Source organism: Pedobacter sp. SG908 (assembly GCF_011759615.1).
Taxonomy (GTDB): Bacteria; Bacteroidota; Bacteroidia; order Sphingobacteriales; family Sphingobacteriaceae; genus Pedobacter; species Pedobacter riviphilus.
In genome coordinates this window covers 1378495-1391356 of sequence record NZ_JAAOYY010000001.1, presented here as the reverse complement: position 1 = coordinate 1391356, position 12862 = coordinate 1378495, and the positions used below count along the sequence as shown (strand labels likewise).

The following is a 12862-nucleotide window of genomic DNA, read 5'->3' as shown; positions in this document are numbered from 1 at the left end:
GTCACTTATGGGTAAAAAAGCAGAACGGTACAAAGGACAGTAGGTATCCAGCTAGCAAAGCTTGTTGCATTGCAGAATACAAATTAGAGTGAGCCTCCTGGCACCAAAATTGATTCATCAATTATGGTTTGCACGAATGAACTACCGGCAATGCATTTCATCATTCTACTAAAAGCCAGCTTACCAAGCTTAAATCCGCTGGTTTCGGCATAAGTGATTTCGGGATAAAAAATTTGCGGGATCATTCCATCACTTATGGCAATAACCCCTAAATCTTCGGGCGCTTTAACCCCTATTCTTTGGATCGCCTTCATTGCTCCAGCCAGTATCTCATCACTCATGCAGAAAACCACAAACTCTTTTTTTATACCTGTGGAAAGCGCTTTCAATACTTTTTTTTCAGTTTCTTCTGAACTCGAGGCATGAATAATCTCTAAAGAAATATCGGGATCTCGATCATATATGCAGGCGGTAAACCGTTCCAAACGCGTTTTGGTGATCGACATATTCCGATCGCCAAAAATTGCCATGATGTTTTTTTTACCTTTTTTTAAAATTTCACCCGCAGCCAGTTCAGCAGCATGGGCATCACCTACACATATCTTATTACAGGATTCGTAATTTGGCACTTTATCAAAAAAAATAACAGGGATTCCCTGTACATCAAGTTTGAGAAAAGGTTCCATATCCTTTGTCTGAGCAGTTATGGCTATAAATATCCCTGATACCCTTTTATGCCTACAGCTTTTTAATATTTCGAGTTCTATTGCCGGATCATTGGAAGAGCGGTAAATAATAACTGAATAGCCATAAATCCGTGCATCTTCTTCTATTGAGCTAATAAATGAATGATAAAAATAATTGGAGAGACTCGGCACAACAATAGCAAATTCCTTGCTGCTATGCGTACGGAGGTTAACTGCATATGGATTGGGATCATATTCGATCAGCTTTGCCAGTTCATTCACTTTCCTTTTTGTTTCCGGGGAAATATCTGGATGATCTTTAAGTGCCCTTGAAACCGTTGATATACTCACGTTTAATTTTTCGGCAATTTTTTTAAGCGTAGGGTTCAGCCTCATCGTCATATATTTTTTTACCCAAATATAAGTTTTCAACAACAAACATTTCCGCAAATGTTTCCGCAAACGTTTGCAGTCGACTTACCCCTAAATCCAGGTTTAAAACTATTGATCTGCACTACCTTCGTTATAAGATCGTGGAAATGTTTATACAGCAGCAATTAAGCTGAATCAACCCGATTTACTAACCAAGTAACAATACTATTTATTATGCTTTAAAATAGACAAAGCAAAAGTTACAGACAAGTTAAATTAATAAATACAATACATACTTACATGTACTACATTTTTAGTAATTTAACAAAAACTGTATTCAAGAAATAAGTTATGAGATATATAAAATCCTTTTTAATTTTTTCATTTGTGGCAGTTTCAATAACTCTTTTTGGGCAAATACCAAAAGCTGGTGTACCAAACCAAAGGAAAGAATCGCCATTTACAGCAATCAAAAACCGTACATGGTGGAAAGAGGCTATAGTTTATCAGATTTATCCAAGGAGTTTTAAGGATAGCAACGGCGATGGAATCGGTGACTTGAACGGAATTATTTCTAAGCTAGACTACATTAAGAGCTTGGGAATAGATGTGGTATGGTTAAATCCTATTTTCTCTTCTCCCAATGATGACAATGGGTACGACATCAGTGATTACCGAAACATCATGAAAGAGTTCGGCACAATGGACGATTTCGACAGACTTTTAAAGGGCTTACACCAGAGAAATATTAAACTGGTGCTGGATATGGTGCTTAACCATAGCAGCGACGAGCATGATTGGTTTAAACAGTCAAGATCTTCAAGAACCAGCCCTTATCGGGATTACTACCATTGGTGGCCTGCAGAAAAAGGCAAACCAACCCCCAGATACAGTTTCTTTGATGTAAACAGCAATGCCTGGAAATATGATCAGATAACGGACTCCTATTATCTTCATTATTTTTCTGAAAAGCAGCCAGATTTAAACTGGGAGAACCACAAACTCAGAAATGAAATTTACGACATGATGAAGTTCTGGCTGGACAAGGGAATTGACGGTCTTCGTATGGATGCATTTCAATATGTTTCGAAGGATACCCTATGGAAAAAATACCCTGATGGTTATGAAAAAGACATCATCAAATACTATGGTATGGGCCCTAACCTTCACAGCTATCTTCGTGAGATGAACGATTCAGTAACTGGCAAATATAACGTAATGACCGTTGCTGAAGGCGCAGGAAGTACCCTGGCAGATGCACACTCACTTGTAGATGAAGACAGAAAAGAGTTGAATATGGCATACCATTTTGAAGTAATGGATATCGGGAACGATCCCAAAGGCTACAGCTTACCTGACCTAAAGAAAGTTTTCACTAAATGGGACAGTTCTTTTGCCGATAAAGGCTGGCTTGCCATTTTTCTTGCAAACCATGATGTGCCAAGAATGGTAAGTAAATACGGAAATGATAGCCCGGCGTTTAGGGAAACTTCTTCTAAACTATTGAGCACTTTGATTATGACCATGCGCGGTACCCCTTTTTATTTTAATGGTGATGAATTGGGCATGTCGAATATCAGGTTCGATAAAATTGAAGACTACAGAGATATTGCAACTTTAAATGCCTATAAGAATGTGCTTGCCAAAGGAGAAGACCTGAAAGCATTTATGAATAAAGAAAAGTTTATTTCAAGGGATAATACACGCACTCCTTTTCAGTGGGATGCCAGTGAAAATGCAGGCTTTACCACAGGACAACCGTGGATTAAGGTGAATCCAAACTATAAAGAAGTTAATGCACAGCGCGAAGAAAGAGACCCGAACAGTGTGCTGGCGTATTTCAAAAAGGTAGTTGCGCTCCGTAAATCCTCTCCTGCCCTCATTTATGGATCGTATAAGGTCTATGATATCGATCATCCGCAGGTTTACTGTTATCTCCGGAGCCAAGGGAACGAAAAGATATTGGTTGTTTTAAATTTCTCCAACCATAATGTGAATTATCCGATTGATAAGGGCATCAATACGAGTTTATCCAAATTGGTACTCAGCAACTATAAAACCGCCGAAATAAAGGGTCACAAAATCGATCTGTTACCGTGGCAATCTGTAGTGTATAAAATCAATTAACATTTAGAAAAACCCATGATTGTAGCTACAGAAAAAAAGGCAAAAAGTATTTCATCAGGAATCAAACTAAATTTTGGTGCCATTATCGCCATGAATTTCGGTTTTTTTGGGATCCAGTACAGTTTTGGCCTACAGCAGACCAATATGACGCCGATCTATTCTTACCTCGGTGCCAATGCTGACCAGATTCCGCTATTAAATTTAGCCGGACCGATGACCGGTCTGCTTGTTCAACCGATAATCGGCGCCATGAGTGATAAAACCACCAGCAGGTTTGGCCGCAGAAGACCATATTTCCTTATCGGTGCAATAATCTGCAGTATCTGTCTGTTTGCCATGCCTTACAGCAGTTCGGTATGGATGGCGGCCAGTATTTTATGGATTTTAGATGCCGGCAATAACATCACCATGGAACCTTATCGCGCATTTGTGAGCGACAAACTTCCACCAGAGCAGCATGCGCTTGGTTTTTTAACTCAAAGTTTCTTTACCGGATTGGGCATAACCCTGGCCAACCTTACCCCGGGCATTTTAATAACCCTTGGCATTTTGGGCATAAACGATAGAAGTTCAAACCATATTCCCTATACTACTTATGCTGCTTTTTTTATCGGCGGCATTGTTTCAATCGGCTCGATTATGTTTAGCTGTTTAACAACTAAGGAAGCACCGCTCCCTGATGCAGAAATTCAAAGAATCAAACAACTTCCAAACGGGGTGGCCAGTATTTTCAAAGATATTATTGCTGCATTTAAAGTGATGCCCATCACCATGCGGAAACTTGGTATAGTTTATCTCTTCAATTGGTACGGCATGTTTGTTTACTGGCAATTTATTACGCTCTGCCTGGCTAAAACAATTTATAAGACCACAGATCCGGCATCAGATGGATTTGCGTCTGCCCAACTGCTCACCGGAACGGTAAATGGAGGTTATAATGTGGTTACTTTCCTGGTGGCTTTCCCATTGGCCTTTTTTGCCAGAAAAATTACTTCACGGAAAGTCCACTTTTTAAGCCTTGTCCTGGGAGGCCTCTCCTTAATGGCCTTGCCTACGGTCAGTAATCCGGGGCTATTATTTATACCGATCATAGGCCTGGGGATTGCTTGGGCAAGTATGATGGGCACACCCTATGCCATGTTGGCCGGAAGTATCCCAAAAGAAAAAACGGGCATTTTTATGGGGATACTGAACATGTTTATTGTTTTACCGATGCTGCTGGAAACCATTAGTTTCAAATACATCTACCGTTACCTGCTGCAATACAACCCTGGAAATGCCATTTTATTTGCCGGGGCGCTTATTGCCATTGGCGGCGTAATGGTTTTATCGATAAAAAAAACAGAAAGTAAACTTTAAATAATGGTTGATCAAATTGCATACCATAGAGCCATAAACCTTTTGCACCAGGCGTCAACACCTTTTGGCTTTGTTGCTGCCGTGCAAGAACATGATAACTACAAACGCGTGTGGACCAGGGATGGTGTAATTACGGCCGTTGCAGCAATGCTTACGGGCGAGAAAAAATTAATTGAAACAGCGGAATTAACTATTAAAACGCTCTTCAGCAATCAGCACACCAACGGTTTTATACCATCCAATGTCTCCCCTGCTAACGGATCGGTGAGTTTTGGTGGTACAACAGGCCGTGCGGATAACCCAGCATGGGCAGTAATCGGTATTTGTGCCTATACCATCTGTACTGGTGAAAAAGCACTTTATGAGCAATATCAAAATGAAATCGATAAATGTTTTCAGGTAATGGAGGCCTGGGAATTTAACGGTAAACATTTAATGTATGTGCCACAAAGTGGAGACTGGGCAGATGAGTATATCCAACACGGTTATATTCTCTTTGACCAGCTTTTAAGGGTATGGGCACTGAAACTGGCTTCGTCCATCAGCGGAAACAAAAAATGGGCCGATAAAAGCGTACATATTATTAAAACCATCAGACAGAATTATTGGAAACATAACGATCAACAGGCCAGTTACACGGTAAATTTAAATCACCAGATGAAAGATGGTCCAGACCATTTTTGGTTAATGGGTTTTAACCCATCCAGAATTTATACCTATTTCGATTTACAGGCGAACGTTTTCGCCCTGTTACTGAATTTGGGGAACGCCAAGCAAAACGAATATGTACTCCATTATTTTAAAGCGCTTTACCAGAAAAAAAACCTGCTTCTACCATCATTTTATCCGGCTATTAAGGATACGGATGCAGATATGAACGAGCTTAAAAACAACTATGCCTACAGCTTTAGAAATCACCCTGATTATTTTCATAACGGGGGCTTATGGCCCGTTTGGAATGGCTGGTTGGCAGCAGCATTGGCAAAACATGGTGAAACTGAATTTGCTAAAGCAATCACATTGAATATCCATGCTGCTAATGCTAAAGACAGCTTATTTAACGAATGCTTGCATGGGGTAAGCCAAAAACCTTGTGGGGTACCCAACTGCACCTGGAGTGCTGCAGGGGCAATTATTGCCGAACAGGCAGCAACAAGTGAATTATTTAAAACCTTATTTGCCGACTAACATGAAAGATGCCCTCATAAACAATACGCCTGCAAAAACGATCCTGGTGATTGGGGAGCTGCTTGCAGACCTTATTTCAGAAAACAACATCGAATCGCTGGCTTTCGCTTCCAATTTTATAATCAACCAAGGTGGGAGCCCGGCCAATTTAAGTGCTAACCTAAAATGGCTCGGAAACCATACCGAGCTGGTTAGCTGCGTGGGTGAAGATGGATTGGGTGATTACCTCATCAATGAAATGGAAATGGCGGGGCTATCTCCTAAATATTTACAACGCATACCCAAACACCAGACCAGTATTGTACTGGTTGGAAAAAGCACCGGAACGCCTGATTTTATTGCTTATCGCCATGCCGACATGCATATTGGCCGGATTGATGATCAACTGATCGAATCCTCAGCACTACTCCATACAACGGCCTTTGCACTGAGCAAGGAACCCGCTAAAAGCCATATACTGGAAGCCTTTGCAAAGGCGTACCGTTCTGGTAAGTATGTCTCAATAGATTGGAACTATTCGCCCGCTATATGGAATGACGATAACGGAAGGGAAGTGTTTGATCAGATATGCGGTTTTAAACCACTGTTAAAGATCAGTATGGATGATATGGAAAGATTTTTGGGCAGGAATTTAACTGTACAAGAATCAATCAACGCACTTAATGGATTAAATGCTCTGGTAATCTGCCTTACCTGTGGAAAAGATGGCGTTTGGTATAAGACGAAAAATGGCCCGTGGACCCACAAACCGGCGCTCACCGTACCATCGGTAGTAAATGTTACAGGAGCAGGAGATGCATTTTGGGCAGGTTTTTTATCTCATTTCATCCAGGAAAAACCCATTGAAAAGTGCATAGATCATGCGCTTTCAATTGCCAGAAAAAAAATAGAAAGCGCTGGAACACTTTACAAAACCGAGCACATTGCTAAAATCTAGGCAAACACAATATTAACTAACTAAAACTAAACATCATGAACAAGAGCAGAAAAAACAAATCACCTTAAGTTTAACTGACCGCCTTAATAAGATCAGTTAATTTTTCTAACCAAAATCATAAATCAACTATGAACACTACTTTACCAAAAAGCAATTGGGCCGTTCTATCCAACAAACCCAAATTGTATTTTTTGCAGCAACTTATTGTGATAAGTTGCTGCATGCTGCTGCTCAGCGCATCGGCTTTTGCACAAAGTGTAATCAGAGGCACCGTCCTCGACAGTGATAAATTACCTATGGCCGGTGTAACCATACAGGTAAAACCAGGCACTGCAAAGGCGCAGACAGATACTGAGGGAAAATATTCCATCACTGTCCCAGCGGGCTCTTCACAGCTTGTTTTCAGCTTTGTAGGGATGGAAACCCAAACAGTAAGCATTAATAACCAAACCGTGATCAATATCACCATGGCGTCCTTAAATAACCTGGAGGCAGTTGTAGTTGTGGGTTATGCCTCAGTAAGGAAAAATGATTTGACCGGGGCTGCCACAACTGTCTCGGTAAAAGATTTTAATAAAGGGCCGCTAAATGCACCTGATCAGCTGATTCAGGGTAAAGTTGCCGGTGTACAGATGATCAACAATAGTGGCCAGCCAGGTGGTGCATCAACTGTCCGTATCAGAGGAAACTCTGCTATAACCGGTACCGGACAGCCGCTGTATGTGGTAGATGGTGTTGCTTTGGACGGAAGATCGGCCAGGCCATCAACCAATGCCGGCGTTGGCGGTTTAACTGCCAGTGCGGGTACCGGTACCACACCCGATGGCAACCCTTTAAACTTTATCAACCCGGCCGATATCGAATCAATGGAAATCCTTAAAGATGCATCGGCAACTGCCATTTATGGTTCACGCGCAGCTTACGGTGTGGTGCTGATTACCACTAAAAGAGGAAAATCGGGAGAAACGAAAATTGATATCAGCGCATCCGCCGGCGTTGGCAGTATCGCCAGAAAGGTAGATGTTTTAAGCGGGGATGAATACCGGGCAGCATTGAAAAAATACAACCTCACCGCTGGCGATTTTGGCTCTAGTGTTAATGCATTGGACGAAGTATTGCGTACGGCTTACAACCAAAACTATTCTGTTGGAATTAGTGGAGGCTCAAACGGCAATACTTTCAGGGCCTCACTAGCTTACCAAAATCAACAGGGAATTATTAAAGCATCTGACTTTAAAAAATACAGCGCAGGCTTTAATGGCAACTTCAAATTTTTAGAGAGCAAAAAACTGGGTTTAGACGTAAATATGATCAGTAACCAATATTTAGAAAATATTGCACCAATTACCACCGATGCTGGTTTTACAGGCAGTTTAATCAGTCAGGCACTATCTTGGAACCCAACCCAGTCTTTTTATAATCCTGATGGCAGTTTATTTATCGATTACGGTTCTACCACCATCAATCCATTAGCAGCTTTGGCTGCAAACAGCGATAAAGCAAAGGTTTCTACCATTTTGGGAAGTATATCGCCTTACTACAAAATTACACCATGGTTGGAGTACAGAATGCTGGCCAGCGTTAATTATAGTACAGGTATCAGAAGGGCTTCTACCAGAAGCACCTTAAACCTTCAGGGTATTCAACCAGATGGAACGTTTAAAGGTGGTTTTGCCAGTTATGCCAACACCGAACTGGTTACACAACAATTTACCAATACCTTAAACTTCAATAAAGAAATTGTGAGCAAGCTGAATTTAAATGCCGTTTTAGGTTACGAGTATTCTAATTTCATTCGCAAAAGTGCAATTAATACAGCTACAGGTTTTGGGGACATTGCTTCAGATTATACCGATGCATTTGAAGCCACCTTACCAGCTAACCGTACTTTTGTAACCAGTAATGATCCAACAACGGAATTACAATCTTACTTCGCAAGGGCCATTTTTAATTACGATAGTAAATATATTTTAACAGCCACCTTCAGAGCTGATGGTTCAACGAAATTTGGAACCAACAATAAATATGGATATTTCCCATCATTCGCTGCTGCATGGGACATTAAAAAAGAAAGTTTTTTAAGTGATGCGCAATGGCTCAATCAATTAAAATTAAGACTGGGCTATGGAAAAACCGGTAATCAGGATTTCCCATCTGGGTCTTCTCAACGGCGTTTCGTAAATAAAGGTATTGATGGTTCAGTCGGCATAAATAATGCCAATCCAGATTTAAAATGGCAGGAAGACAAACAAACCAATATAGGCGCTGATTTTGGCTTCTTAAATAATAAATTAACAGGATCAATAGATTTCTTTAATAAAGTAACCACGGATCTTTTATTTCCACAAAATGCATTATCACCAGCTGCTCCAAATGGTGTAATTACCTGGTATAATTTAGATGGAGAAATTCAGAATAAAGGATTAGAAATTAGCCTAAATGCTAACATCATAGACAATGATAAATTTTCCTGGTCCTTAGGCGGTAATGTAACTTTTATTAAAAACGAGGTAAAAAACCTTACCGGCTTAATTAGAACAGGTTCATTAAACGGACAGGGATTAAGTGGAGTAAATGTAGAGGTTGTACAGAGTGGGCTACCCTTATTTGCTATGGTAACCAGACAGTATAATGGTTTATTACCAAGTGGATTTTCGAATTATACAGATGATGGTTTCACCAAATATTACCTTGGAAACCCAAATCCTAAAGCAATTATGGGTATAAGCACTAACCTGAGGTATAAAAAATTCTCATTCACCGCCAACCTAAATGGTTCATTTGGTCAGAGTATTTACAACAACACGGCAAATTCGGTTTTAGCCATTTCAAATCTGGGCAATAGAAATATATCATCAGCACTCATAAATTCAGACATACAGGAATCATTAGCAAACCCTATTGCTGCTTCATCACGATATATTGAAAAGGGAGATTATGTAAAATTAGCCAATGCCACCATCAATTACAACATTGGCAACATTGGTAAATCAATTAAATCACTCAATATTTATTTAAACGGTCAGAATCTTTTTGTAATCACCAATTATACAGGTTTTGATCCGGAAGTAAATGTAAACAAAAGCATCAATGGTGTACCATCAGCAGGCATAGATTATACAGCCTACCCTACTGCCAGGACATTCAATTTCGGTGTCAATTTTTCACTTTAATTTTCAATTATAATCACATGAAAAATAAATATATAATCAGCTTCGTAGCCGCAACACTTGCACTATCGGGCTGTACTAAATTAGACGAAAACTTGAATGGTCAAGTGAGTTCAGGTTCATTGGGTTCGAATGATGTACCTGGATTAATCACGGCAAGTTATACCGCAATGAGAGGACCTTATCAGGCTCCCTGGAACTGGTCTGCGCTACAGGAAGTAACTTCTGATGAAGTAATTGTACCCACGCGTGCCGGCGATTGGGATGATAACGGTGCTTGGCGTGCCCTTCATTTGCATAAATGGGCAGCAGACGACGCAAGAATTTCGGACGTGTTCAGAGATTTAAATAGCATAAGTTATGTAAGTACGGATGTACTAGCTTTTAATCCCACTCCTGCTCAGGCCGCAGTTGCCCGTTTCATCAGATCCTTCTCCGAATTTTCGGTTTTAGATGGATGGGGTCAGGTACCTTATCGTGATCCAGGAGAAGGCGTAACCAAACCTTCAAGAGTTAGAAATGCAGCCGATGAAATTGCTTATTTAATTAATGAGCTAACTGCCATCATTCCCCTATTACCAGATGGGCCAGCAAGCCAAGCGAATAAAAATGCAGCCCGAACACTGCTAATGAAGATTTACCTCAATAAAGGGGCATTTTTAAACCGCGCAACACCAACTTTCGATCCAGCGGATATGGCTAAGGTAATTTCGCTGGCAAATGAAATTGCAACTGGGGGATATACACTTACTCCCAATTATTTCGATAATTTCGCCCCTACAAATAATATAATTTCCAAAGAAAACATTTTTACTTCTCAAAACCTTGCTAATATAACAGGAAGTGATTTAGACGGTATGTGGAAATGTACCCTCCATTACAACCAAAATCCGAACGGCTATAACGGTTTTTCTACCCTATCCAACTTCTACAATAAATTCGAAGCAAGCGATACCAGAAGAGGTGGCACTTATGCCGGGCAAACCAATGTATCAGGCATCAGGGTAGGTTTTTTAGTCGGCCAGCAGGTAGATCAGAACGGGGTAGCGCTGAAAGATAGGAAAGGCAATCCATTAGCTTTCACTCCTGAGGTGAGTATCATCGAACGTGATCCGAACCACCTGGAAGTTGCGGGGATAAGGGTAATCAAATATCCAATCGATTATGCCAATACAGGCTCTAAGAAACCTGATAATGATTGGGTTTATTATCGCTATGCCGATGTATTGTTAATGAAAGCGGAAGCTATGCTTCGCACCTCGCAAACAGCTCAGGCACTCACCATCGTTAACCTGATCAGAACCACCAGGGGAGCCTCTGCATTTACCAGCCTTACTTTAGACAACCTGCTTGATGAAAGAGGAAGGGAACTTTACTGGGAAAGTTTTAGAAGGCAGGATTTGATCCGTTTCGGGAAATTCCTGACCGCCTGGCAGGAAAAACCGGTAAGTGAGGCAAAATATCTGGTATTTCCCATTCCTGATAACCAACTCGGAAATCCGAACCTGATTCAAAACCCGGGCTATTAATTTTTTTTTTGCGGATAAGCCTGATCGATTTCAGGCTTATCCGCTTTGTAATCTGCGATACCTAGTTAACTGCCTTTTTCCTGAAAAAATGGAATACGATGGAGACTGATATCGAACACTTTTAGCCAACGAAACCACCCAGTATCTCTGCCTGAAAAACAAATAGTTAAAGACGGAAAAAGAGGCAAAAACTTTCAAAAAAATCTTTGCCCTTTTACGGGTCGGCAAAAGTTCAGATAAGCAATAAATTTATTGCTGATTTAAAGCGAATCGCAGAACTAGACACTAAGATGACAGAGTATGATTAACTCGGAAGATTAATAAAATTGAGAAAAGAAAAAGAAGCGTTAATCCCAAAAGTTATCGACAAAAAGAAGAAAATTAGAGCTAAAAGAAAATCTAGAAAAGTATTACTTAAAAAGTGGATGATTAATATTTTGGATGACTAATAAGTAAATCCGGGACGAGTCAGTTTTAGTCGATACTGCAAAATGTTAACAGTATCTAAAAATTGTCATATGACCTTAAACAAACATTATTCTTTGTGATCCACCTGAAACAAACTGTTGAAATAATGTACTCGATCAATATGTAAGTATATTTGATTCTCAGCGACTTTAAATTATATACGAAGATCTTTCCACATCTTTAATAAAGCTGTTTTGCGAAGCGTCCATTTCAGGAGAAGAAAAGAAATGCACCTCGGTCAGTGCTTTAAAAATTTTGGTGCGAGACATTAGTATAACTATATTTAAAACCCAACAGTTAAAATAAAAGATATGATCATCGCGGAATACATCGAAAGGCTTTTTCCACAATTTGAGCCTGCGTTAAGGGCAATCCTTATTGAGAATGCCATGCTCAGGGATTTTCAGGCGGGAGACATGCTGATGCAGACCGGGCAGAACATGCGCTCCACAGTGCTTATTGTAGAGGGCATGGTGAAACTCTACAGGGAGGGAGAAGACGGACAGGAATTTTTCATGTACTATCTTCAGCCGGGAAATGCCTGTGCGCTTTCGATGATCTGCGCAACTAAACAGGAAACGAGCCAGGTGATGGCCAAAGCGATCGAAGAGACCAAGGTACTCATGATCCCCATTTCCCTGATGGATACATTGATGCGCGACTACCGGACCTGGTATTACTTCGTTATCGAAACCTACCGCATGCGCTTTGAGGAACTCCTTTTTGTCATCGACAACATTGCCTTTAAGGCAATGGATGAACGGCTTGCCTTTTACCTAAAAAAACAATCCGTCGATCTGAATACAAAAGCGCTGCAACTTACCCATAGCCAGATTGCCTCTGATCTAAATACCTCAAGGGAGGTTATCTCCAGGCTGCTCAAAAAAATGGAGCAGGCCGGGGCAATCAAAATGCACCGGAATTATATTGAATATCTGTCTTAAAAAACCTTTATTCACTGCTTCAACCCGCATAACAGCAATCCGCTGTATGTTTTTTTTTTTAATATACCGTGTGACAAAAGTC

At 40.5% G+C, this 12862-nt stretch carries 8 protein-coding genes; 7 read left to right on the top strand and 1 reads right to left on the bottom strand.

The annotated features are described in order from the left end of the window. Positions 1 to 83 precede the first annotated feature (83 nt). Complete coding sequence (locus tag FHT21_RS05830; protein ID WP_167293794.1) at positions 84 to 1082, bottom strand: LacI family DNA-binding transcriptional regulator; 999 nt, start codon at positions 1080 to 1082, stop codon at positions 84 to 86. A gap of 363 nt (positions 1083 to 1445) precedes the next feature. Here FHT21_RS05830 and FHT21_RS05825 point away from each other — a divergent pair, with 363 nt between their 5' ends. From FHT21_RS05825 to FHT21_RS05795, 7 genes are all read left to right on the top strand, one after another. Further along, entirely contained in the window at positions 1446 to 3185 is a 1740-nt protein-coding gene (locus tag FHT21_RS05825; RefSeq protein ID WP_317169940.1) for an alpha-glucosidase, read from the top strand. A gap of 15 nt (positions 3186 to 3200) precedes the next feature. Further along, positions 3201 to 4544, top strand: coding sequence for an MFS transporter (locus FHT21_RS05820; RefSeq protein WP_167293792.1), 1344 nt, complete (start codon positions 3201 to 3203; stop codon positions 4542 to 4544). A gap of 3 nt (positions 4545 to 4547) precedes the next feature. Further along, positions 4548 to 5732: a glycoside hydrolase 100 family protein gene (locus FHT21_RS05815; RefSeq protein ID WP_167293791.1), complete on the top strand. Its 1185-nt coding sequence runs from the start codon at positions 4548 to 4550 to the stop codon at positions 5730 to 5732. A gap of 1 nt (position 5733) precedes the next feature. Further along, positions 5734 to 6669, top strand: coding sequence for a PfkB family carbohydrate kinase (locus FHT21_RS05810; protein WP_167293790.1), 936 nt, complete (start codon positions 5734 to 5736; stop codon positions 6667 to 6669). A gap of 128 nt (positions 6670 to 6797) precedes the next feature. After that, the gene (locus tag FHT21_RS05805; protein WP_243853872.1) at positions 6798 to 9842 is read left to right on the top strand and encodes a SusC/RagA family TonB-linked outer membrane protein; all 3045 of its coding nucleotides are present in this window, start codon (positions 6798 to 6800) and stop codon (positions 9840 to 9842) included. Between the two features lie 17 nt (positions 9843 to 9859). Continuing rightward, positions 9860 to 11368, top strand: coding sequence for a RagB/SusD family nutrient uptake outer membrane protein (locus FHT21_RS05800; protein ID WP_167293789.1), 1509 nt, complete (start codon positions 9860 to 9862; stop codon positions 11366 to 11368). A 779-nt stretch (positions 11369 to 12147) separates the two neighbouring features. Then, the gene (locus tag FHT21_RS05795; RefSeq protein WP_208398871.1) at positions 12148 to 12780 is read left to right on the top strand and encodes a Crp/Fnr family transcriptional regulator; all 633 of its coding nucleotides are present in this window, start codon (positions 12148 to 12150) and stop codon (positions 12778 to 12780) included. Positions 12781 to 12862 lie beyond the last annotated feature (82 nt).

Excerpts from the sequence above, each read along its gene's own strand:
- FHT21_RS05830 (WP_167293794.1), bottom strand. The coding sequence starts at position 1,082 with ATGAGGCTGAACCCTACGCTTAAAAAAATTGCCGAAAAATTAAACGTG.
- FHT21_RS05820 (WP_167293792.1), top strand. The coding sequence starts at position 3,201 with ATGATTGTAGCTACAGAAAAAAAGGCAAAAAGTATTTCATCAGGAATC.
- FHT21_RS05815 (WP_167293791.1), top strand. The coding sequence starts at position 4,548 with ATGGTTGATCAAATTGCATACCATAGAGCCATAAACCTTTTGCACCAG.
- FHT21_RS05810 (WP_167293790.1), top strand. The coding sequence starts at position 5,734 with ATGAAAGATGCCCTCATAAACAATACGCCTGCAAAAACGATCCTGGTG.
- FHT21_RS05805 (WP_243853872.1), top strand. The coding sequence starts at position 6,798 with ATGAACACTACTTTACCAAAAAGCAATTGGGCCGTTCTATCCAACAAA.
- FHT21_RS05800 (WP_167293789.1), top strand. The coding sequence starts at position 9,860 with ATGAAAAATAAATATATAATCAGCTTCGTAGCCGCAACACTTGCACTA.
- FHT21_RS05795 (WP_208398871.1), top strand. The coding sequence starts at position 12,148 with ATGATCATCGCGGAATACATCGAAAGGCTTTTTCCACAATTTGAGCCT.